A 21,939-nucleotide genomic window follows, 5' to 3' on the forward strand; every position below is an offset into this window, starting at 1 on the left:
ATGGCTCTATACCGGGAAAAACGATCTGTATTTATTTTTTAAAATCCGTTACATCTCTTCAAATTATTTGAAGTGTTAGATATATTTTAAGATAATTTGATCTTGACAGTTTTTTTTACCCGTTTTCGCTGTAACAACTTTTACAAAAATGTTACAATTAAAATCTGTTTATGTAAATATATTCAATGATTTGAGAGGTGTAACAGAAAGTGGCTGAAGTTGCGCGCGAACCAAAGAAAAAAACGAAACGTTACAGAGCGCTGAGAATGAATCTCTATTTTTTGATTGTTTTTCTTCTCTTTACGGCACTGATTTTTAAACTCGGCATCGTCCAGATTGTCGAAGGGGATAAACACCGCCAGGATGCGGAGAAGGCAAATGCAAAAACCGCCTATTATCCGACACCGCGGGGAAAGATGTATGACAAGCGGAACAGAGTGGCGGTTGATAACCAGGCTGTGCCTGAAATTGTATACGTTTCTACCTCAAAAACCTCGGCAAAGGACAAATTGAAAACGGCAAAAAATCTCGCCGCACTGATTCATATTGATACTGAATTTATGAAGGATCGAAATATCATTGATTACTGGCTTGCCGCACATCCGAAGAAGGCGGAAAAGCTTATGAAGGATTCAGAAAACAGCCTGAAGCCGCAAGAAGTGTACAAACGCCAGATTGAACGCGTCCCGAAGCAGGAGATTGATGCGATCAAACAAAATAAAAAAGAGCTGGAAATCGCGGCGATTTATACGCGTTTTTCAAGCGGCAACGCCTATCAGCCGCAAGTCGTCAAATCAATGGACCCGAATAAGCTGAACGGAAACGGAAACAGCGGGTCACTGCTTGACGAACATGAAAACAACAAACAGAAACCGAAAAGCGACCTGACATATGAAGAAGTTTCTGTCGTATCTGAGCACCTGAAAGAGCTCCCCGGCATTGACGTAATTAATGACTGGACGCGGAAATATCCGTACGACAAAACGCTGTACTCTCTGTTCGGCGGTGTGACGACACCGGAACAGGGATTGTTGGGCGAACGGAAAGATTATTATGTTACAAGAGGATACTCACTGAATGACCGGGTGGGAAAAAGCTACATTGAATATCAGTATGAAGACTATTTAAACGCACATAAAGAAAAAGTAGAGTATGTGGAAAACAGCAAAGGTGAAGTCGTCAGCCAAAAGCCCGTCGATGAAGGCAGCAGAGGCTACGATCTGCAGCTCTCGCTCGATATGGAATTGCAGTCGAAAGTTGAAAAAGTCATTGAAAAAGAGCTGAGAAGAAGCCGCGCCGCAGGCAACTATATGGTTGACAGAGGATTTGCCGTCATGATGGACCCGAACAACGGGGATATCCTCTCAATGGCGGGGAAACGCATCGATCTCGAAACAAATAAAATACAGGATTTTGCGATCGGATCATTTACGACCCAATATGAGATGGGCTCTGCTGTTAAAGGAGCGACTGTTCTCGCGGGTTACCAAAGCGGCCTCCCGCATTATAAAACGTTTGTCGATGCACCGCTTGTATTTAAAGGCAAAACGAGAAAACAATCGTGGACACAAATGGGAGCCATTACTGAGCTGACCGCGCTGCAAAGAAGTTCAAACGTATATATGTTTCATGTGGCCATGCATATCGCCGGCATTAACTACAGGCCGTACGGTACACTGCCTGCCGGATTAGACGATATTAAAAAAATGCGGAACTACTATGCCCAATTCGGTTTGGGTGTGAAGACCGGGATTGATCTTCCGCAGGAATCAGCGGGCATGCAGTCAAATCCGCAAATGGTCGGGGGATTGCTGCTTGACTTTGCGATCGGACAGTTTGATACGTATACGCCGCTTCAAATGGCTCAATATATTTCAGCCATCGCAAACGGCGGGTATCGCGTCCAGCCGCGGATCGTCACAAGCATTCATGAACCGGACAGCAAAAACAAGATTGGAAAAGCGATTGAACAGCGAGATAGTAAAATTTTGAACAAAGTAAATAACAGCCCGAGCGATTTTGACCAAGTTCATAAAGGGATGAAATTGGTTACAAGCTCACCTCAGGGAACGGCTTATTCAACATTTCAAGGTTCAGGCGCTGATGTATCCGGTAAAACGGGAACCGCGGAGACGCACTATTACGGCACGAACAAAAACTGGTGGGGGAAAGACACGTATAACCTGACCTTTGTCGGCTATTATCCGTCAGAACATCCACGAGTGGCATTCAGCGTCGTCGTACCGACTGTTCAGGATGATCACGATCATGTCAGCAAAAACATTGCTAAAGGAGCAATTGACGCTTACAAAGAACTTGAAAAGAAATACAATAAAAAATAACAAATGAAAGGGCGGCCGAACATCTCGTGCGCCCTTTCTTTCATTCAGGAAAATTGACGTTCACAATAAGAATAGAAGGAGAATGCTTATTTTTTAGCGAATCAATCTAGTGGAATTTCTTTTTATATCAGTCCGTGTCCAGCCTGCAGTGCGAGTATAATGCAAAGGAGGGATTCTGTGGAACAGGATACTCAGCATGTCAAACAGTTTCAATCGAAAACCGATCTTCATGCCGTTTTGACGTCTAACGGGCGTATTATGTATATTTCTGCAAACTGCAAATCGTATTTCAGTTATTCTCAGGAAGAGATGATCGGGTCATTTCTCAAAACGTTCCTGCATGAAGAAGATCAATTTTTGGTTGAAAGTTACTTCTATAATGAGCATCATTTGATGCCTTGCACCTTTCGTCTTATTAAAAAAGATCATACCATCGTATGGCTTGAAGCGGGTGTGGAAATTGTCACACCGCAAATGGAGGGGACGGATCGGGAAATCATCCTCAAAATCAAGGTGCTTGAGGAGAAGACGCCCCGCCGGCCTTATATGTATGAACAAAAGAAGCAAAAGGCAGAACAACAGTCGGAAGATGCGGCTGGAAACGGCGAATTCGAGCGTCTTGTTGAAATGCTGCCGAATCCTTTATATGTCAGCATCAACGGCACAATCGCCTACGCCAACAACGCGATGCTTGCCATGCTGGGAGCCGAAAGCAAAGACGAGGTAATCGGCAGGCGCTCCTATGAGTTTATTGAAGAAGAGTATCACGACATTGTGAAAAACCGAATTGTGCGGATGCAAAAAGGAATGGAAGTCGGAATGATCGAACAGACGTGGAGAAGGCTCGACGGCACGCCCGTTCATTTAGAAGTGAAGGCGGCACCGACGACATATAAAAATCAGCGGGCGGAATTGCTGCTTCTGATTGATATTTCTTCACGGAAAAAATTCCAAACGATTCTGCAAAAAAGCAGAGAGCGTTATCAGCTCCTCATTCAGAATTCAATTGACACGATCGCCGTGATTCACAATGATAAATGGGTATTCATGAATGAGTCGGGCATTTCGCTGTTTGAGGCTGAAACCTATGAAGATTTAATCGGGAAAAACGTCTATGATCAGCTTCATCCCTGCGATCATGACGGCGTAAAACAGCGGATCCAAAATATTATCGACCGAAAGACCGAGTCAGAAATCATTAAGCAGTCGTGGTTTACCTTTAAAAACCGGCTGATCTACACGGAAATGGTCTGCATTCCGACGACGTTTTTCGGAGAAACGGCCGTGCAGGTCATTCTGCGTGACATTTCTGAGCGGAAGCAGACGGAGGAATTAATGCTGAAGTCGGAGAAGCTGTCTATCGCAGGGCAGCTGGCGGCGGGAATCGCTCACGAAATCCGCAATCCGCTGACGGCGATCAAAGGATTTTTACAGCTCATGAAGCCGACGATGGAGGAAAACGAACATTACTTTGAAATTGTGTTTTCTGAACTGAGCAGAATCGAATTAATTTTAAGTGAGCTTTTAATGCTTGCCAAACCTCAGCAAAACGCCGTGAAAGAGCGTGTAAACTTAAAGAAAATTATAAGTGAAGTGACCGCTCTTTTAGAGACGCAGGCGAATCTTAAAGGGATTTTTATCAAAACGGATTACGAACATGACAGCATGTATATTAACGGTGATCAAAATCAGCTGAAACAGGTGTTTATCAATCTGATTAAAAATGCCGTTGAGTCGATGCCGGATGGGGGAACGGTTCACATCATCATGACAGAAGATGAGTATTCCGTTAATGTGACGGTGAAAGACGAGGGCGACGGGATACCGGAAAACGTGCTGAAACGAATAGGCGAACCGTTTTTGACAACGAAAGAAAAAGGAACCGGCCTGGGGCTGATGGTCACATTCAACCTTATTAAAAACCACCAGGGAGCCATCCAAGTAGACAGCAAACCGGACAGAGGCACGGCCTTTCACATTACATTCCCGAAACAATAAAAAAACAACGGCGTTATGCCGTTGTTTAAATAGTCTGCATGGATTCTCTCGTTTTTAAAATAAATGCTTCCAGCCGGTCCAAGCCTTCTCTCAATGTATCCAGTGAATATGCGAATGACAGCCTCACATACCCTTCACCCAACTTTGAAAACGAGCTGCCGGGCACAAGAGCCACACCTGCATCCTCTAAAAGAGCCATACTAAAATCAAACGATGACATTCCGAATGACTTAATGGAAGGGAAGATATAAAATGCGCCTGACGGCTTTACGACGTCAAGCCCCATTGAAACAAGACGGTCATATACATAGTCAAGCCGCTTTTTATACTGTTCTCTCATAATAAGCGCATCATCAACACCGTTTGTCACCGCTTCAAGAGCCGCTTTCTGAGAGATTGAAGACGCGCATGTCACACTGTATTGGTGAACTTTTAAGATGTGCTTGGCAATTTCTTTCGGTGCGAAAATGAAACCGATTCTCCAGCCCGTCATGCTGTGTGATTTTGACAGGCCGTTGATGACGATCGTCTGGTCTCTCAAATAAGACGCGATCGAATAATGCGGTCTGTCATAGGTTAATTCGCTGTAAATCTCATCAGACAGGACAAAAACATTTCTGCCCTTCAGGACGGCTGCGATGTTTTGCAGCTCTTCCTCAGACAATGTCACACCGGTCGGATTTGACGGATAAGGAAGAATGACGCATTTTGTTTTTGGTGTCAGCGATTCTTCAATAAGCCGCGCCGTCAGCTTAAATCCGTGTGTCGTCGTATCCACATGAACCGGAACGGCGCCCGACATGCGGATGATCGGTTCGTAGCCCGGATATATCGGTCCGGGGAGAATAACTTCATCGCCTGGAGATAAAATCGTCCGCAAAGACGCGTCAATCGCTTGGCTTGCCCCGGTTGTGACGATGATTTCAGTTTCAGCCTCATAATTCAAATCAGCTTTTTTCTTCATATAAAGCTGAACGGCCTGTCTCAGCTCAAGGCCGCCCGCGTTCGGAGTATATGCCGTTGCGTTCTCGTCGATTGCCTTTTTGGCAGCCGCTTTGACATGGTGCGGCGTGAAGAAATCCGGCTGGCCGATCGTAAGCGAAATGACATTATCGTGCTGAGCTACAAGATTTGAGAATTTGCGAATTCCTGAAATTTCAATTTCTTTTACATTCGGATTAAGCAAATGTTCCATAATTCATCACCTTATACTATATATTGAGTTTATCCTATTTTACCACTAGCTGAGCATTTGTCATCTTTTTATTGAACTATCCCGAGTATATGTCCGATATGTGAAAACATACCTTCTTTCAGAAAAAAATAAGACAACCAGCTGAAATGATTGTCTTCATTGTATCATGATCTATCTATTGTGATATGTGGCGAATGTCATTAATACCCGTATTCAAAGCTGACGTCTTCCCGCCATAAGATGTATGGAGCGGGCTTGTCGGGACGCTCTTTCGCCTCTTTTTTCATTTGCAGGTAAGCCGTTTTGCTGATATCTTCTAACACCGTCATTTGATCTTGGTCGAATATGACTACTGTACCCATTTATTACACCCTTCTTCCTGAAAAATCCTTGACTATTTTACCACTCGATGTCAAAAAGTCAATGGGATATCAGAAAAAAGCATCTTTTTATAAAGAGTTCATGGCCAGTTGGCCCGAATACATTCACTTTTTCCGTTTACAGCCGATATATACAGTACAATACTGAATGCGGATAGCGAGGGATTGAATTGTCTTTACAACAATACGATATTTTATTGGATTCAGGCACAAACGAATTAGAAATCGTCAAATTTGAAGTAGGCGTCAATACATTTGGCATAAATGTGATGAAAGTCCGGGAAATCATTCAGCCGGTAGATGTCACATCTGTGCCTCAGTCTCATAAAGACGTAGAAGGGATGATTAAGCTGAGAGGCGAAATTCTTCCCGTCATCAGTCTGTATACCTTTTTCGGCGTTGATGCCGAAGGAGCAAAAGACGATAAATATATCGTAACGGAATTCAACAAGCGGAAAATCGTCTTTCACGTCGGTTCCGTTTCACAAATCCACAGGGTGTCCTGGGAGGCGATTGAAAAGCCGACTTCCCTGAACCAGGGCATGGAGCGGCATTTAACGGGAATCATCAAACTGGAAGACACGATGATCTTTCTGCCTGATTATGAAAAGATCATTTACGATATTGAATCGGCATCCGGAGTTGAGACTTATCATGTCCATCAGGAAGGATTTGATGAAAGACGGGCGGGTAAAAAACTGATCATCGTTGAAGATTCGCCGCTTCTGATGCGTCTTTTGACGGATGAGCTGACTGAGGCGGGGTACAGTGAAATCGTTACATTTGAAAACGGAAAAGAAGCGTATGATTACGTCGTGGAACTGACGGATAACGGAGCAAACCTGTCAGATCATATTGACATGATTATCAGTGACATTGAGATGCCGAAAATGGACGGGCATCGTTTGACGAAGCTCCTTAAGGATAACCCGCAAAGCTCTGATGTGCCGATTATGATTTTCTCGTCCCTCATTACGGACGACCTGCGCCACCGGGGCGAAGTAGTCGGAGCGGATGAACAGATCAGCAAGCCTGAAATCAGCGAGCTCATTAAAAAAGTGGATACGTACGTGATTGAATAGAAAAAAGCCGATGCATGACGCATCGGCTTTTTTGCGGCGGAATTAAAAATAACTCTCACCAAGTTTTTTAAATACGGGTTTATGATAAGCGGGCTGCTGCCTGTTGGCGGCAAGCGGTTTTTCCTTTAAGCCCACATATTTTTGCAATACGTTTTTCGCTTTTGTCAAAGACATTTGTGCTTTAGGATTGCGGTACGATTGATTTAACGTACCTAAATGCGGAAGATGCTGGAAGTCTTCTTTTGTTGGAGGCATGTGAAAATAGTAGTCTCCGATAGAGATAAGTACGTCTGACTGCTGTTGGCTAAACCTGGGATTATTTGAAAAGTGAAGCCCTATTTTTTTCCCTTTGCCTTCTTTCACAAGCTTTTGTAATGCCCGTTTTTTCAGCAGATAAAGGTATTTAGGGTTGGGGGCGGTTTTTGCATGGCGGTTCACAGTATAAACAGCTTTTGAAAGATTCTCGATGGTTGGCTGCAGCTCTTTCGAATAAGCGTGGTCGTCCATTATTTCTCTCCTTTGCATTGATCAAGTTCATATATAGATTATACTTTTTTAGCGTTGAAATGCAAATATTGATTATAAAAATACGCCTTTTTCTGATGAAAAGGGCGCATTTTTTTCCTTTATTAGACAGGTTTCGCATGTTTTTCGGAATCAGCCTTTAATGATTGCTGCACATCGACCTCTGCTGCCTCGGCGCTGTATTTCGGAAGAGCGATAAAATAGAACACAAATACCGCTAAAATCACGATTCCCATGCCGTAATAAAGGTAATCAATATTGGAAACGAATTTCGGAAATAACAGGGCAACCAGTCCGAGTGTAATCGATTGGGCAAACATCATAAAAGGATCCTGCCAGCCGCTGACCCGGCCCATTATTTTCGGATGAACGATTTTCGGCATCCAGCCGCCGATGGCGATATTGACAGGGCCGATGCACATGCCGAGGATGAAAGCCGCCGCATAATAAATCCACAGCTTATCCGTATAGCCGAGGACAAAAATGAGCAGTCCGGCTGCCAAAATAGGAATCGACATCAAATGATGCGGTTTGACTTTTTTTGCGATCATTGTTCCGATCACACTTCCTGCAAGCAGGCCGAAGCCGAGTGCGACGGTGAAGATGGAAGTATGTGATTCGTAATGATCAGGCGCAAGTCCGTATTTCATCGTAAACATCGGCAGTACGGCAAAGCCGCCGTTGACAAAACCAAAGATAAAAAAGCCGAAAATAAGGGAAGCAAGCAATTTGTTTTTAACAATATATACGATCCCTTCCTTAAAATCAGCGACCGAGTCTTTCAGAAACGAATCTCCCCATTTAAAAGGGCCGTTCGGCTGACGGGCTTCTTTCGGAATGCGGCAGGCGCGGATCAGAAAGCCTGATACAATAAAGCTGACAAAATCAAGGATAATGGCTCCGTGAATACCGATCGTTTTATACATAAACGCGCCCATACCGACGCCGAATACCATAAAGATGCTGAACAGGATCTGGTTAAGTCCCGCCGCTTTCGCATAATGCTCCTTAGGCAGAATAGCTTGTACAAGGCTGGCTTCCGCCGGGAAAAAGAACTTGGTCACGGCGCTTCTGATGAACAAAATACAGAACACGAGAGGGATGCTCCCGGTGTATAATGCGGCAAACAATATGATCGTCAGTCCGGCTCTGATCCAGTCACAATTCTCTGCGACCTTTTTCCTGTCAAGCCGGTCAGCTGCGACACCGACAATCAGAAATACGAAAACTGTCGGCAGTGAATACATCAGCTCAGCCAAAGTTGTGTATGCCGGCTGGTTTGAAAAATGGTCCAGCAAGTAAAAAGCGAAAGCCATATTACCTACAGTCGTTCCCATTTGAGAAGCGAGTGCTGCGAAAAAGAGACGGACAAAATTACGATTTTTAAATATATCCATAAACACGCTCCTTACCCTAAAGGTCCCACTGTAATATATTATCATCAGCTCGTTCCATTAACAAATAAGATCTTTCTATCTTATAATCGTCACCCTTGTTCCATTAGGCACGGTAGCGGCAAGTTCAGTGACGTCCTGATTATACATTCGGATGCATCCTTTTGATACCGCTTTGCCGATGGAGGAAGGGTTATTTGTTCCGTGAATGCCGTAATGAATTTTAGAGAGGCTGAGCCAATAAGCGCCGAACGGGCCGCCGGGCTTGGGCTGGCGGTTCACAATGTAAAATTCTCCGGTCGGCGTGGTCGTCAATATTTTTCCGACGGCGATGGGGTACGTACGGATGAGCCTGCCGAGGCGGTATAACTCCAGTTTCTTCGCTCCGATATACACGACAATGGAATAGGGAATGGTGGATGGGTCGGGAAGATTCGGTATGATAATGTGCTGTCCCGCGTATATGACCGATTGGATTGAGGGATTTGCCTGAAGGAGAGCAGCAGTGCTTATTCTGAAGTCTTGCGCAATGCTTGAGATGGTTTCTCCTTGTTTCACTTGATATGTCAGCAGTTTCATCACCCTCCTTTTTGCTCTTTTCCATATACATATTACGGAGGGGGTGTCTGTGCATCGGGATAAAAGTCTTATTTTTGTACGGTTTTCAATGTGAACAACGTGATTTCCGGTCTAGCTAAAAATCGATACGGCAGTCTTGTCGTACCGAGCCCGCGATTGACGTAAACGGCTGTGTCATGCAGCGTATACATGCCGTCGGTATACGTTTTTCCGTATGGAGGCGTAATGAGAGGGCCGAAAAACGGGAGCTGGACCTGGCCGCCGTGAGTGTGTCCCGAGAGCTGGAGGTTTACGGGATATCCGCCGATCTTGAGAGCGGCATCAGGCTCGTGGACGATTAAAATGGAAAACGCATCTTCGGAAAGGCGGGAAAGGGTGCCTTCATAATCGGGTTTTCCGAGCATTACATCATCCAAAAACGCGAATTCAATCCGGCTTCCGTCTGTCAGCTGCACCTGACGGCAGCCATTTCGAAGCACTTGAAAATCAGCCGCTTCCATCAGAGCCTTGTACGTGTTCGTACCGTAGCCTCCGTGGTCATGGTTTCCGTAAACACAAAGTTTGCCGAAGGGAGCTTCCAGATTTTGCAGCACGGCCAGTGCTTGCTGGTGATCATTAAATAAATGCGGCTTATCAATTAAATCTCCCGTAAAGATGAGCAGATCGGGTTTCAGCTGATTGATCTTTTCCGCTGCTTTATTCAAGTCACCGGATGTAAACACATCACTGAGATGCGTATCGCTGAATTGAACGATTTTAAAATTGTCAAAGCCGCGGGGGATCAGGCGGCTGGTGATTGTATGACGGGTGATCTCAATCATGCGCGGTTCAATATACCGGGCATAGCCGTAACCTCCGCAAGCCGTTGCGAGAGCTGCACCCAAAATGCCGAATCCTCTTTTTAAAAATGTTCTTCTCGTCATTTTCTCCATATGTAAAACCAACCTTTGTCAGAGTTGTTCTATTATATCATCAGCCTGGCTGAAAAATCCCTTCTCAGCATGTAATGACGCGGAAAGACATCTATGATAAAATTATGAATGATTATTCATTCAATAAAAGGGGTGGGTTTGTTATGGATAAGAAAGCGGTAATCATTACAGGCGGTTCGAGCGGCATGGGAAAAGCAATGGCGAAAAAACAGGCTGAATTAGGATGGCACGTCATGGTGACAGGGAGGAACCATGAAGCACTTGAGGAAACAAAAAAAGAAATTGAGACCTTTGAGGGGCAGGTCGCCTGTTTTCAAATGGATGTCCGTTCTGATTCCGCCGCTTCAGACATGATTACAGAAGCGAAAAAAGTCTTTGGCCGGCTCGATGCGCTGATTAACAATGCGGCCGGCAATTTTATTTGCCCGGCAGAGAAGCTGACGCCCAATGGATGGAAAGCTGTTATTGAGATTGTTTTAAACGGCACATTTTTCTGCAGCCAAGCCGCGGCAAGGCATTGGATCGAGCAGGAGCAGAAGGGCGTCATCTTAAATATGGCCGCTACATACGCATGGGGAGCGGGAGCGGGTGTCGTTCATTCCGCTGCAGCCAAAGCGGGGGTATTGTCACTGACAAGAACGCTGGCCGTTGAATGGGGGAGCAAATACGGCATCCGCACAAACGCGATAGCCCCCGGCCCGATTGAACGGACAGGCGGTGCGGAGAAGCTGTTTGAATCGGAAAAAGCGGTGTCCCGCACTATGAACAGTGTGCCGCTCGGCCGTCTGGGGACACCGGAGGAAATCGCCGCTTTGGCAGCGTTTTTGCTATCCGATGAAGCATCCTATATAAACGGGGATTGTATCACAATGGACGGGGGGCAATGGCTGAATCCTTACCCGTTTTAATTTACATGACATATTTGCAAAACAAGCGAACGTTAAAGGTGACCGTTCGCTTGTTTTATTTTTCTATTCAAAATTATGATATAATTTTTAAAGATTAAGAGGTGAATAAGTGAAGAAATTATTAAAATGGTTCGTTGTACTATTTGTAAGCAGTTGCGTTATCATCTTTAATATTTGGTACTTTATCATTTGCGCTTTTACTCCGGAGTATTATCAAAATACCAATCTTACATCTGATGAAATAATCAGATTTGAAAAGCTATATCATATAGATTTTCCTGATGAAACGAAATTTATTAAAGCCGGGGAGTATTTGAGTGGGCTCGGAGGCGATACATCGGCTGTATGATATGTGTCTCTGCCAACCAAGCTGGCGGAAACAATTTTATCTGATTATACGTATATGCCAATAAATCATACTGATCATGCCGGTTCAATGTATGGAGTTGACGTTTCCAAGAGTGCTGGCGGGTTAACAACTCTTACATTTGGCACTTTAGATAAAAAAGGAACTTTCTTTCAGTTGAAACATGATGATTGGATATTTAACAGTACTGATTGGAGCCATTATTTTTGGACAGCCGCCGGTTATCATGCTCTTATATTTATCCTTTTATTTGTGATGGTGAAACAAATGAATAACGTCCTTAATTAACCGGTCTGAAGAGTGATCTTAAAAAGTTTTCCCCTTTTATTTTAAACTGCTGCCATACTGCCTCCTTTTTCCCCTAATCTAAACATTTGTGGTGCTGATATAATTGTGTATAATCAGACAAAGATAGAGAAGCAGGTGATAACATGTTGGACCCACTTGATATACTGACGAATATTGATGATGTTATTCCGTATTACCAAGCGATTTTTAACGCTGAGGAACAAAGAGTCGTAGGCTACGAAGTGCTTGGCCGTATTTTGGCAGATGCGGAGATTGAGAGCCTCGGGCCGTTTTTCTTAGATTCCGGCATTCCGGAAGAATATAAGCTTGAGGTCGATGACAGAGTCATCAGGCAGGCGCTGGAGCGGTTTAAAGAAGCTGATCGCGATCTGTTGATTTTTATCAATCAGGATGCGAATGTATTGATGCTTGACCACGGCGAGAGCTTTCTTGAGCTTTTGAAAGAATACGAAGAGCAGGGCATTGAATTGAACCGTATTGTGCTTGAGATCACCGAGCACAATTTCGAAGGCGACATTGAACAGCTGTACCATATGCTTGCCTACTATCGTACATACGGCATTAAAATCGCGGTGGACAATATAGGTAAGGAGAGCAGCAACCTGGACAGAATCGCGCTCCTTTCACCGGACCTTCTGAAAATAGATTTGCAGGCGCTGAAAGTATCTCAGCCGTCACCTTCGTATGAGCATGTGCTGTACAGCATTTCATTGCTGGCGAGAAAAATCGGCGCCGCGCTGCTGTATGAAGATATAGAAGCTGATTTTCAGCTCCAGTACGCATGGAGAAACGGAGGCCGATTTTTTCAAGGTTATTATCTGCAGGCGCCGAGCGGCGATTTTATAGACCGGAGCCTGTTAAAAGCACGCTTGAAAACGGAGTTTCAGCAATTTATCACGAGAGAAAAAAAGAAGCTGGAGACAGTATACGAACACTCTGAGAATTTTTATAAGCGGGTCAATCAGGCAGTTTCCGAACTGAAGAAAACCCATCAGGCGGACGATGAGTTTATTAAAAAACTGGCGGAAAACCTGACCGACTGCTGTTTCAGAATTTATATGTGTGATGAAGAAGGCTATCAGCTGACGGGAAATGTGTTCAAGCAGTCCGGCGAATGGCTTTATCAGCCTGAATACGTGGAGAAAAACTGGAGCTGGCGTCCGTACTTTTTAGAAAACATTATGAAGATGCGGAATTCAAGAAAAGGCTTTTTCAGTGACCTGTACAGTGATATTGAGACGGGTGAGATGATCAGAACCTTTTCATATCCGATGGATGACAATATGTATTTATTTATCGATCTGCCTTACTCTTATTTATATGAACAGGACGGGTTACTTTAAAGCGGCTGCTGTAAGCCGCTTTTTTTATAAATGTGAAAAAGTTTTAAAAAACGATTGACAATGATAGTGATAATCATTATCATTTAGTTATAGAGAGAAGTTACTCTCTGTTCCCCAACCCCTCTATCAGATCAAGATCCGAAAAAGCTTGGCGCTACCCCCGCCAAGTTTTTTTATGCTGTCTGCGCATAAAAGGGCTTCTCCTTACATACATCTGACAATGGCGGCTCAAAAAGCGAAAAATTATTTTTGAAAGGCGTATGACATTCCGAAAAAAGCTTCAAACTATTCGAAAACACGGTTTTCCCGTTTATTTCTTTTTGAAAATCCAGCGGGAAAATGCCATCCCGGTCTACTTTATGGTATGATGCTCTGTAGGACTTGTATTATAATAAATACTTGTTGATTTGAAGTTGTTTTTTGAAAGGAGTCTTTTTTTAGAATGTCACAATTAATGGGTATCATCACGCGGCTGCAAAGTCTGCAAGAAACAGCGGAAGCGGCTAACGAGCCGATGCAGCGTTATTTTGAAGTTAACGGCGAAAAAATTTGCAGTGTTAAATATTTCGAAAAAAATCAAACGTTTGAACTGACGGTTTTCCAAAAAGGTGAAAAACCTAACACATATCCGTTTGATAACATTGACATGATTTCTATTGAAATTTTTGAGCTCCTTCAGTAATGTGATTTGATTTTTCAGGCTGACCAAGCTTCCGGTCTTCCGCAAGCGGAGCTTTATTAAATTATGCAAAGGAACGTGCTTGTTCGTTTGGTTGTAGACTCTGGAAAGAGGAGTGTCCGTACATGGCTGATTCTTTTCTGTTTTATAATCTTTCTGAGGCACAGATGACCTTTCAAGACGTGACGGAGCGGCTGAAACGCTTTGTCAATAAAGACCCCCGTTCAGCATACGTGCTGTCTGTAGGGACTGATTCACAAGTTTACCGCGACTTCACAAAGTTTATTACGGCTATACACTTGCACCGTACAGGCAAGGGAGCTTGGGGCTGTTTGAAAAATCACGACCTTGCAAGACCGATACATAGCCTTCGCGAAAAAATCTCGCTGGAAACCGCGTTCAGCCAGGAGATGGCTGCGCATATCCTCGACGGCTGTCTTATGGAACTGACAGATTTGCTCTTGCCTTTTGCGGATGAAGGGGCGGATCTTTCATTTGAAGTGCATCTGGATATCGGTCAAAAAGGGCTGACAAAAGAATTGATACAAGAAATGACCGGCCGCATTACCTCGATGGGCATTGAAGCGAAAATCAAGCCCGATTCCTGCACAGCATTCAGTTATGCCAATCGTTACACAAAATAATATTTCATACAGAATCCGCAAAATGTCGAATTATGCGGTTGACGATTTTTTTCTGTTTACTTATTCTAGCGGTAGAGCTGAAAGCAAATTTCACATTGCTTTCAGAGGTATTCAGTTAAAAATAGGGGGCCTGATTACGTATGAGTCTTATCAGTGAACGATTTACGGAAGAAGAACAGAAACTTCTGCTGAATATCCTGATCAATCAAGAATATGCCATTGAGCTTTTGACCAGCGAAATCAACGATATAGAAGCAGGGTCAAAAAGCGTTGATGGAACCACTTATAAAAAACTCGTAACGCTCTATGACCGTTTTCGGAACGAAAATTAATCAGCGGCCTATAAATTGATACTCGATTGCAAAGAGTATCTTTTTTATTGACGGAAACTTTTCGACAAAAAATGATAATGTTTATATTATTGCAATATAGGGAATACATGCTTTGATGAAAAATGTAAAGGGGTCGAAGTGACATGATTAGCTTACAATCAGATCAGCTTCTTGATGCAACAGTCGGACAATTTATGATCGAGGCGGATAAAGTGGCGCACGTTCAAGTCGGAAACAACCTTGAGCATGCTCTATTAGTGCTGACGAAAACCGGCTATACCGCCATTCCCGTCCTTGACGCTTCGTACCGTCTGCACGGTTTGATCGGGACAAATATGATTATGAACAGCATTTTCGGACTTGAACGGATCGAGTTTGAGAAGCTGGATCAAATTACGGTTGAGGAAGTCATGCTGAAAGACATTCCCCGTCTCCACATCAATGATCCGATTATCAAAGGGTTCAGCATGGTCATTAACAACGGCTTTGTCTGCGTTGAAAATGATGAAGGCGTCTTTGAAGGCATTTTCACGAGAAGAGTCGTATTAAAGCAGTTGAGCAGTCATATCAGATCATTGAATAAGTAGGCTCGCACGATCAGCCTATTTGTTCTTTCGCATGCCAGAAAAAGAAAACGCATACATATGAGTGGCGCTTGCCTCGGCAGCCTTTATTTGATTAGAATGGTAGATAAGAAATACGAAAAGGCATTGAAAAGGAGGACGACATGCAGCTTCAAGAGCTTCATATGCTCGTAGTTTTAGCTGAGGAATTAAACATGAGGAAGGCTGCCGAACGGTTATTCGTGTCACAGCCGGCTCTGTCCCAGCGATTGCAGACCATTGAAAAAACCTGGGGAACAAAGATCTTTCTTAGGTCTCAAAAAGGACTTACGGTAACGCCGGCAGGAGAAAAAATCATACAATTTGCAAATGACGTCACGGATCGGCAAGAAAGAATCAGAGAAAACATTGATGAACTTGAGGGTGAGATTCACGGCACATTAAAGCTTGCCGTCGCCTCGATTATCGGGCAGCACTGGCTTCCGAAAGTGTTAAAAACATATGTGGAACGATATCCGAATGCAAAGGTCTCTCTCATTACAGGGTGGAGCAGCGAAATGCTGAAAAGTCTGTATGAAGATCAGGTACATATCGGCATTATCCGGGGAAATCCGGAATGGAAAGGCCGGAAAGATTATTTAATGACCGATCATTTATATTTGGTCGATACGGAAATTTCCTGTATTGATGATATTGCCCATACCGACCGGCCGTTTATTCAATTCAAAAGTGACAGTACATATTTTCAGGAAATTCAGCATTGGTGGCATCAAAAATTCAAAACCTCGCCGAAACAGACCATCCTTGTCGATCAGATTGAAACGTGCAAGCAGATGGCGCTGCACGGGATCGGTTATGCCATTCTGCCGTCAGTCACCTTAGAAGAGGAAGATAAAGTAAATAAAATGCCCCTGCTTGATACAAAGGACCATCCGATCGGCCGTGACACATGGCTGCTCGGTTATGAGCCGGCATTTGAATTAAAACAGGTGCAGGCTTTTGTTTCTGTCATTAAAGATATGCTGAAACAGGAACGCCCATTTTAGAAAGACAGCAATCATGCTGTCTTTTTTTATTTTTTATTTTTTATTTTTTATTGACAATGAAAATCATTATCATTTAAAGTGTTATATATGTTAATGAAAATCATTATCAATTACGAGGTGATCATATGCAGAAAGCATTAATGATATACGCAAGCATGTCGGGGAATACAGAGGATATTGCCGGCATTATAAAAGAAACACTGAGCGGGCATCAGATAGCGGTTGACTGTCTTGATATGGACGAAGCAGATGCGGATTCTCTAAAAGCATATGATTATGTTTTTGTCGGCACATACACATGGGGGGATGGTGATCTTCCTTACGAAGCGGAAGATTTTTACGAAGATATTCTGCACAGCCAGCTCAACGGACTGAAAACGGCCTGTTTCGGTTCAGGCGATCACGCCTACCCGAAGTTTTGCGAAGCGGTCACGCTGTTTTGCGATGCGTTTGAACAGGCCGGAGCCAATTTATATCCGGAAACGCTGAAAATTGAGCTGGCGCCCGAGACGGCTGAAGATCAAGAATGCTGCAAAGAATTTGTCCGCGGTTTTCTTGCATGGGCCGCTCACCACGGAGACCGGTGCCATGTTTCATAAAGGCGCGACGGCTGTCATGGCATCAGTATCTTCAGGATTTTTTGTCGCTGTGAAAGGCGAAGGTATTTTTCATTTTTCGGCGGAAGAAGGCTGGAAAAGACTATTCCGAGTGAAGAGCAGGATTCATGTGCTGACTTATATAGGGCCCTACATATTCGCGGCTGGAGAAAAAGGCGCCGTCCTCAGATCGGCCGATCAAGGAAAGACTTGGACGGCCTCCCGATTTCCGACCAGCGCCTCCGTATGGGCCGTTGCCGGGCGGAATGACGGATTTGTCTGTGCGCACGGCACATACTGCATCTACTTATCTGATGATTTCGGCGTCACTTGGCATGTGGCTAAGCCTTTTTCACAATTAAAGGAGCCGCCTGTCATCCGTTCGCTTTGTTTACACGGTCAGACGGTTTATATCGGCACCCGGATTCATATGAATCATGGCGGCATTTGGGCGTATGATCTGACGGAAGGCCGCATCCGGCGTATAAGCCGCGAAAGGCAGCGCATGACGGCTTCAATGATGATGTATCAGAATGACTGGCTCATTGCAGCAAAGGGCGCGGCAAAGGGAGAACGGGGGGAGCTTGCTGTCCGAAACGTGCGGACGCATGAGGAGTTTGCCATTACAGCCGGGGACAATGTACGGGAAAAATCATTTCTCGACGTGTCTGAGGATAACGGGATTATTTATGTCACTTCGTCACAGGACGAAAGCGGATTTTCGCGTATTTATCAAGCTGATCTCGCTGCCGGTGAATTAAAGTGGTTTGATACGATCCGCGGTCACGGATGGCGGGTGGCCAACCGGGAAGAAGACTTTTTTTGCGCGGGCCTTTACGAAAGTAAGTTTGTCAGACCGTATGAGGCGGTTCGGCTCGCACATTAGTTTTTATGCATAAAGGAGAGACGAAGATGGGGAATGTATTGCTTGTTTACGCTACAATGTCAGGAAACACCGAGGCGATGGCGGATTTAATTGAAAAAGGGCTGATCGAAGCACAAGCATCCGTAGACAGATATGAAGCGATGGATATTCATGCCGGACTTTTTAATGATTACGAGTATATTTTATTAGGCACATATACGTGGGGAGACGGGGATCTTCCTGATGAAATGCTCGATATTGCTGAAGATATGGAAAAACTGGAGTTTACGGGAAAAACATTTGCTTTGTTCGGTTCCGGAGATACGTCCTATGAGTTTTTTTGCGGAGCGGTTGACGAATTGGAAAAAGTAATTACGGCCCGCGGCGGACGGGTGGTGCTGCCGTCGGTCAAAATTGAAAACAACCCTGAGGGCAGTGAGGAAGAAGAGCTCCGGGAATTCGGAAGACAGTTTGCCGCGCTGTGCAGCCAGCCGGCAGAATAAAGGCTTGTTCCTTTTTTTCTTGTCTTTGTATCCTTCCTTTGTTACAGTAATGAGGTAGAAAATCAGAGGAGGACAATACATATGAAAATGATGGATGCAAATGAAATTATTTCATTTATTCAAAATAGTACAAAATCAACGCCTGTAAAAGTGTATGTAAAAGGCGATCTCGAAGGAATCAGCTTTGGCGATTCCGCTAAAACATTCCTGAACGGCCAATCCGGCGTCGTTTTTGGCGAGTGGGCTGAAATTAAAAGCGCAATCGAAGAAAACAAAGACAAAATTGAGGATTACGTCATTGAGAATGACCGCCGCAACTCTGCGATCCCGATGCTTGATTTAAAAGATGTGAAAGCGAGAATCGAGCCAGGCGCTATTATCCGCGACCAAGTCGAAATCGGCGACAATGCCGTTATCATGATGGGTGCATCTATTAATATCGGTGCAGTCATCGGCGAAGGTACGATGATTGATATGAACGTTGTTCTCGGAGGACGCGCGACTGTCGGCAAAAACTGCCACATCGGAGCGGGTTCTGTATTAGCGGGCGTTATTGAGCCGCCTAGCGCTAAGCCTGTTGTCGTAGAAGACGACGTTGTGATCGGCGCAAATGCGGTTGTGCTTGAAGGCGTAACAATCGGTAAAGGAGCAGTTGTCGCCGCCGGAGCCATTGTTGTAAATGACGTCGAGCCATATACCGTTGTAGCGGGAACACCAGCGAAAAAAATCAAAGATATCGATGAAAAAACAAAAGGCAAAACAGAAATCAAACAGGAATTACGCCAGCTGTAAGGAATGGTTTGATAGAATGGGCGTGGATGATAAAATCCACGCCTTATTCTTATCTCAAGGAGGAATACATATGGAAAAAGAGCGGCTCATTGCCATCCGAAGAGATCTGCACCGCATTCCGGAGATCGGCTTTCAGGAATATAAAACCCAGCAGTACCTGCTGAATCTTTTAAACCAATATCCGGAAGAAAGAATTGAAATCGAAACTTGGAGAACCGGCATCTTTGTCAAAATCAACGGCACGGCTCCGGAAAAAATGCTCGCCTACAGAGCGGATATAGACGCTCTGTCGATTGAAGAGCAGACGGGGCTTCCGTTTGCATCTGAGCACCCCGGTTTTATGCACGCATGCGGACACGATATGCACATGACCATCGCGCTCGGCATTATTGATCATTTTGTCCATCACCCCGTCAAACATGATCTGCTCTTTTTATTCCAGCCGGCTGAAGAAGGACCGGGCGGGGCGGCACCGATGCTTGAAAGCGATGTGCTGAAAAAATGGACGCCGGATTTAATCACCGCCCTACATATAGCACCAGAGCTGCCGGTCGGCACCATTTCCACCAAAAGCGGATTGCTGTTTGCCAATACGAGCGAGCTCGTCATCGACCTTGAGGGGAAAGGCGGACATGCGGCATATCCGCATACAGCAGATGACATGGTCGTTGCCGCGAGCACGCTTGTCACGCAGCTGCAAACGGTCATATCCAGAAATACGGATCCGCTTGACAGCGCTGTGATAACTGTCGGAACGATTACCGGGGGCACGGCGCAAAATATCATCGCAGAGCATGCTCATCTGGAGGGAACCATCCGGACGCTTTCCGAGGAATCAATGCGTATGGTGAAAAAGCGGATTGAAGAGCTTGTCAAAGGAATTGAAATCGGCTTCCGATGCAAAGGAAAAGTCACGTATCCGTCCGTTTATCATCAAGTTTATAATACAAGCGGCCTGACCGAAGAATTTATGCAATTTGTCAGCGATCATCAGCTTGCTGACGTGAAAACGGCGAAAGAAGCGATGACCGGAGAAGATTTCGGATATATGCTGAAAAAATATCCCGGCTTTATGTTCTGGCTGGGGGCCGATTCATCCCACGGGCTTCATCACGCCAAGCTGAACCCGGATGAAGAAGCGATGGAAACCGCGGTAAATGTCATGGTCGGATATTTTTCGAAGTATGCCAATTAAATCCGAAAAGAAGAATAATCTAACAAAAATTGAGCATTCTACATAACGGAGGTGTTCAATATGACGAAAAAAATTGGAATTGAACAATCTTTATCGGATGTAGAACAGGCGTTAAAACAAAAAGGATATGACGTAGTGATGATGAAGACTCCTGAGGATGCGAAGAATTGTGACTGCTGTGTCGTAACCGGACTTGACAGCAATGTCCAAGGCATTGCCGATACGTCAACTCAGGCTCCCGTCATTACGGCTTCCGGAATGACCGCCGACGAAATCTGCAGCGAAGTGGAAAAAAAATTTCATTAAAAAGAAAAAACCGAAGCTTACGCTTCGGTTTTTCTATTCGGCGGAAGCGGCGTTTTTAAAACGGTCGAGCGCGATTTTCATTTCTCTCCGCAGTACGCGTTCAACCCGCCATTGCTCCATATTTTCTGTTTTGGCAATGATTCTGATCACCATTTCTGACGTGCTTAAATCCTGAACCCCGATGACGTCCGGCCCTTCCTTAATCTGCGGGAGCTCAGCGGCTGCTTTGTCACATGCGGTTTGCAGGATTTGAATGGTTTCATCAAGATTTTTTTCAAGCGGCACTTTAATATCGACAAGCGCCTGCATCGTTCCGCGGGAATGGTTGCTCACATTCGTGATGCCCCGGTTGGGAAGATAGTGAAGCGTGCCGTCAAAGCTCCGGATTTGCGTCGTACGGAGACCGACCTGCTCGACAATGCCGCTGTAGCCGGCAACCGTAATATAATCACCGACGTCGATTTGTTTTTCCAAAAGGATAAAAAATCCGGTGACGATGTCACTGACAAGCCCCTGAGCCCCGAAGCCGACGGCGAGACCGACCACGCCGGCGCCGGCAATGAGAGCGCTCGGATTGTAGTGAAATAAATCCAAAATCATTACGATAAAAACGAAAATCAGGATGTATCCATACACATTAAGCGCGAGGCTTCGCAAAGTATAAGCGCGGCCTGTGGAGAGGTTGTTTTGTTGCTCGAATTTCTGAAACAGATGCTTGATCAGCTTTTTTCCTGCCGTCCGGAAAATAAAATACGCTAAAATAATGAGAGCCAGCTTTATGATGAAAATCCCGGCAGATGTGAGAAGCCCGGCCCAATCAAAGTGTTTTAAATCAATCATAGTGATGTCTTCCTTTCAAGTCTATTGAGGAAAAAGCTAAAAGTGATATACCCGTTTTTTAAATAAGATAAACCTTTTCATAGAAACCAGTTATTACATTTATGATTTGTTCATATTGCCCGGTTTCAATATCTTCATTTTTGTGAAGATATGAACTAAGGAATCGCCACACTCATTTTAACATGGTGATTCAGCCAAATCATTTCCTTTGGAGGGAAAACAGG

At 44.6% G+C, this 21,939-nt stretch carries 22 protein-coding genes and 2 pseudogenes; 17 read left to right on the forward strand and 7 right to left on the reverse strand.

What is annotated here, in order from left to right; genetic code table 11:
• The first annotated feature begins 209 nt into the window (after positions 1 to 209).
• Together HAP68_RS06700 and HAP68_RS06705 are read left to right on the forward strand one after the other, a co-directional pair.
• Complete coding sequence (locus HAP68_RS06700) at positions 210 to 2,342, forward strand: peptidoglycan D,D-transpeptidase FtsI family protein (protein ID WP_024085235.1); 2,133 nt, start codon at positions 210 to 212, stop codon at positions 2,340 to 2,342.
• 177 nt (positions 2,343 to 2,519) lie between these two features.
• The gene (locus tag HAP68_RS06705) at positions 2,520 to 4,340 is read left to right on the forward strand and encodes a PAS domain-containing protein (protein WP_015417363.1); all 1,821 of its coding nucleotides are present in this window, start codon (positions 2,520 to 2,522) and stop codon (positions 4,338 to 4,340) included.
• On the opposite strand, the pseudogene HAP68_RS06710 reads toward HAP68_RS06705, so the two are convergent.
• Positions 4,316 to 5,535: pseudogene (locus HAP68_RS06710) on the reverse strand (aminotransferase A). The gene HAP68_RS06705 and the pseudogene HAP68_RS06710 sit on opposite strands and share 25 nt — an antisense overlap.
• A gap of 200 nt (positions 5,536 to 5,735) precedes the next feature.
• Positions 5,736 to 5,897: a hypothetical protein gene (locus HAP68_RS06715; RefSeq protein WP_007409608.1), complete on the reverse strand. Its 162-nt coding sequence runs from the start codon at positions 5,895 to 5,897 to the stop codon at positions 5,736 to 5,738.
• A 188-nt stretch (positions 5,898 to 6,085) separates the two neighbouring features.
• Between HAP68_RS06715 and cheV the strand changes: the two genes are divergently transcribed.
• The gene (gene cheV, locus HAP68_RS06720; RefSeq protein WP_007409609.1) at positions 6,086 to 6,997 is read left to right on the forward strand and encodes a chemotaxis protein CheV; all 912 of its coding nucleotides are present in this window, start codon (positions 6,086 to 6,088) and stop codon (positions 6,995 to 6,997) included.
• Between the two features lie 42 nt (positions 6,998 to 7,039).
• Here cheV and HAP68_RS06725 read toward each other — a convergent pair whose 3' ends face one another.
• From HAP68_RS06725 to HAP68_RS06740, 4 genes are all read right to left on the reverse strand, one after another.
• The gene (locus HAP68_RS06725) at positions 7,040 to 7,504 is read right to left on the reverse strand and encodes a YkyB family protein (protein ID WP_003154622.1); all 465 of its coding nucleotides are present in this window, start codon (positions 7,502 to 7,504) and stop codon (positions 7,040 to 7,042) included.
• A 122-nt stretch (positions 7,505 to 7,626) separates the two neighbouring features.
• Complete coding sequence (locus HAP68_RS06730; protein ID WP_024085236.1) at positions 7,627 to 8,919, reverse strand: MFS transporter; 1,293 nt, start codon at positions 8,917 to 8,919, stop codon at positions 7,627 to 7,629.
• 75 nt (positions 8,920 to 8,994) lie between these two features.
• The gene (locus tag HAP68_RS06735; RefSeq protein WP_088037173.1) at positions 8,995 to 9,489 is read right to left on the reverse strand and encodes a L,D-transpeptidase family protein; all 495 of its coding nucleotides are present in this window, start codon (positions 9,487 to 9,489) and stop codon (positions 8,995 to 8,997) included.
• 74 nt (positions 9,490 to 9,563) lie between these two features.
• Complete coding sequence (locus HAP68_RS06740; protein ID WP_024085238.1) at positions 9,564 to 10,427, reverse strand: metallophosphoesterase; 864 nt, start codon at positions 10,425 to 10,427, stop codon at positions 9,564 to 9,566.
• A 143-nt stretch (positions 10,428 to 10,570) separates the two neighbouring features.
• Here HAP68_RS06740 and fadH point away from each other — a divergent pair, with 143 nt between their 5' ends.
• From fadH to HAP68_RS06815, 14 genes and pseudogenes are all read left to right on the forward strand, one after another.
• Complete coding sequence (fadH, locus tag HAP68_RS06745) at positions 10,571 to 11,335, forward strand: 2,4-dienoyl-CoA reductase (protein ID WP_003154618.1); 765 nt, start codon at positions 10,571 to 10,573, stop codon at positions 11,333 to 11,335.
• Positions 11,336 to 11,444: 109 nt separating this feature from the next.
• A pseudogene (locus HAP68_RS19530) lies at positions 11,445 to 11,990 on the forward strand (hypothetical protein).
• Positions 11,991 to 12,133: 143 nt separating this feature from the next.
• Positions 12,134 to 13,354, forward strand: a complete 1,221-nt coding sequence (locus HAP68_RS06760) for an EAL domain-containing protein (RefSeq protein WP_003154615.1) — start codon at positions 12,134 to 12,136, stop codon at positions 13,352 to 13,354.
• A 442-nt stretch (positions 13,355 to 13,796) separates the two neighbouring features.
• Positions 13,797 to 14,036, forward strand: a complete 240-nt coding sequence (locus HAP68_RS06765) for a YkuJ family protein (RefSeq protein ID WP_003154613.1) — start codon at positions 13,797 to 13,799, stop codon at positions 14,034 to 14,036.
• A gap of 122 nt (positions 14,037 to 14,158) precedes the next feature.
• Positions 14,159 to 14,677: a ribonuclease H-like YkuK family protein gene (locus tag HAP68_RS06770; protein WP_003154611.1), complete on the forward strand. Its 519-nt coding sequence runs from the start codon at positions 14,159 to 14,161 to the stop codon at positions 14,675 to 14,677.
• Positions 14,678 to 14,817: 140 nt separating this feature from the next.
• A complete protein-coding gene (abbA, locus tag HAP68_RS06775) occupies positions 14,818 to 15,009 on the forward strand; it encodes an antirepressor AbbA (RefSeq protein ID WP_003154609.1) in 192 nt (63 codons plus the stop codon).
• 143 nt (positions 15,010 to 15,152) lie between these two features.
• Positions 15,153 to 15,596 (forward strand): cyclic-di-AMP-binding protein CbpB, encoded by a 444-nt coding sequence (gene cbpB / locus HAP68_RS06780; RefSeq protein WP_003154608.1) that lies wholly within the window; start codon positions 15,153 to 15,155, stop codon positions 15,594 to 15,596.
• Positions 15,597 to 15,736: 140 nt separating this feature from the next.
• On the forward strand, positions 15,737 to 16,618 hold the full coding sequence (gene ccpC, locus HAP68_RS06785; protein WP_003154605.1) for a transcriptional regulator CcpC: 882 nt from the start codon (positions 15,737 to 15,739) through the stop codon (positions 16,616 to 16,618).
• 125 nt (positions 16,619 to 16,743) lie between these two features.
• The gene (locus HAP68_RS06790; RefSeq protein WP_003154604.1) at positions 16,744 to 17,217 is read left to right on the forward strand and encodes a flavodoxin; all 474 of its coding nucleotides are present in this window, start codon (positions 16,744 to 16,746) and stop codon (positions 17,215 to 17,217) included.
• On the forward strand, positions 17,207 to 18,100 hold the full coding sequence (locus HAP68_RS06795; protein ID WP_003154601.1) for a WD40/YVTN/BNR-like repeat-containing protein: 894 nt from the start codon (positions 17,207 to 17,209) through the stop codon (positions 18,098 to 18,100). Before HAP68_RS06790 ends, HAP68_RS06795 begins: the two co-directional genes overlap by 11 nt.
• Positions 18,101 to 18,126: 26 nt before the next feature.
• Positions 18,127 to 18,582, forward strand: coding sequence for a flavodoxin (locus HAP68_RS06800; protein ID WP_024085239.1), 456 nt, complete (start codon positions 18,127 to 18,129; stop codon positions 18,580 to 18,582).
• An 81-nt stretch (positions 18,583 to 18,663) separates the two neighbouring features.
• Positions 18,664 to 19,374, forward strand: a complete 711-nt coding sequence (gene dapD, locus HAP68_RS06805; RefSeq protein WP_003154598.1) for a 2,3,4,5-tetrahydropyridine-2,6-dicarboxylate N-acetyltransferase — start codon at positions 18,664 to 18,666, stop codon at positions 19,372 to 19,374.
• Positions 19,375 to 19,444: 70 nt separating this feature from the next.
• Complete coding sequence (locus HAP68_RS06810) at positions 19,445 to 20,569, forward strand: N-acetyldiaminopimelate deacetylase (protein ID WP_024085240.1); 1,125 nt, start codon at positions 19,445 to 19,447, stop codon at positions 20,567 to 20,569.
• 60 nt (positions 20,570 to 20,629) lie between these two features.
• Positions 20,630 to 20,875 (forward strand): YkuS family protein, encoded by a 246-nt coding sequence (locus HAP68_RS06815; RefSeq protein WP_003154596.1) that lies wholly within the window; start codon positions 20,630 to 20,632, stop codon positions 20,873 to 20,875.
• A gap of 33 nt (positions 20,876 to 20,908) precedes the next feature.
• Here HAP68_RS06815 and HAP68_RS06820 read toward each other — a convergent pair whose 3' ends face one another.
• Positions 20,909 to 21,715, reverse strand: a complete 807-nt coding sequence (locus HAP68_RS06820; RefSeq protein ID WP_003154595.1) for a mechanosensitive ion channel family protein — start codon at positions 21,713 to 21,715, stop codon at positions 20,909 to 20,911.
• Between the last annotated feature and the right edge of the window lie 224 nt (positions 21,716 to 21,939).

Origin of the sequence: Bacillus sp. Bvel1 (assembly GCF_014872755.1) — a bacterium.
Classification (GTDB): Bacteria; Bacillota; Bacilli; order Bacillales; family Bacillaceae; genus Bacillus; species Bacillus velezensis.

Excerpts from the sequence above, each read along its gene's own strand:
- HAP68_RS06770 (WP_003154611.1), top strand. The coding sequence starts at position 14,159 with ATGGCTGATTCTTTTCTGTTTTATAATCTTTCTGAGGCACAGATGACC.
- HAP68_RS06795 (WP_003154601.1), top strand. The coding sequence starts at position 17,207 with ATGTTTCATAAAGGCGCGACGGCTGTCATGGCATCAGTATCTTCAGGA.
- HAP68_RS06760 (WP_003154615.1), top strand. The coding sequence starts at position 12,134 with ATGTTGGACCCACTTGATATACTGACGAATATTGATGATGTTATTCCG.
- HAP68_RS06725 (WP_003154622.1), bottom strand. The coding sequence starts at position 7,504 with ATGGACGACCACGCTTATTCGAAAGAGCTGCAGCCAACCATCGAGAAT.
- cbpB (WP_003154608.1), top strand. The coding sequence starts at position 15,153 with ATGATTAGCTTACAATCAGATCAGCTTCTTGATGCAACAGTCGGACAA.
- HAP68_RS06815 (WP_003154596.1), top strand. The coding sequence starts at position 20,630 with ATGACGAAAAAAATTGGAATTGAACAATCTTTATCGGATGTAGAACAG.
- HAP68_RS06715 (WP_007409608.1), bottom strand. The coding sequence starts at position 5,897 with ATGGGTACAGTAGTCATATTCGACCAAGATCAAATGACGGTGTTAGAA.
- abbA (WP_003154609.1), top strand. The coding sequence starts at position 14,818 with ATGAGTCTTATCAGTGAACGATTTACGGAAGAAGAACAGAAACTTCTG.
- dapD (WP_003154598.1), top strand. The coding sequence starts at position 18,664 with ATGAAAATGATGGATGCAAATGAAATTATTTCATTTATTCAAAATAGT.
- fadH (WP_003154618.1), top strand. The coding sequence starts at position 10,571 with ATGGATAAGAAAGCGGTAATCATTACAGGCGGTTCGAGCGGCATGGGA.
- HAP68_RS06800 (WP_024085239.1), top strand. The coding sequence starts at position 18,127 with ATGGGGAATGTATTGCTTGTTTACGCTACAATGTCAGGAAACACCGAG.
- HAP68_RS06790 (WP_003154604.1), top strand. The coding sequence starts at position 16,744 with ATGCAGAAAGCATTAATGATATACGCAAGCATGTCGGGGAATACAGAG.
- HAP68_RS06740 (WP_024085238.1), bottom strand. The coding sequence starts at position 10,427 with ATGGAGAAAATGACGAGAAGAACATTTTTAAAAAGAGGATTCGGCATT.
- ccpC (WP_003154605.1), top strand. The coding sequence starts at position 15,737 with ATGCAGCTTCAAGAGCTTCATATGCTCGTAGTTTTAGCTGAGGAATTA.
- HAP68_RS06730 (WP_024085236.1), bottom strand. The coding sequence starts at position 8,919 with ATGGATATATTTAAAAATCGTAATTTTGTCCGTCTCTTTTTCGCAGCA.
- HAP68_RS06820 (WP_003154595.1), bottom strand. The coding sequence starts at position 21,715 with ATGATTGATTTAAAACACTTTGATTGGGCCGGGCTTCTCACATCTGCC.
- HAP68_RS06765 (WP_003154613.1), top strand. The coding sequence starts at position 13,797 with ATGTCACAATTAATGGGTATCATCACGCGGCTGCAAAGTCTGCAAGAA.
- HAP68_RS06810 (WP_024085240.1), top strand. The coding sequence starts at position 19,445 with ATGGAAAAAGAGCGGCTCATTGCCATCCGAAGAGATCTGCACCGCATT.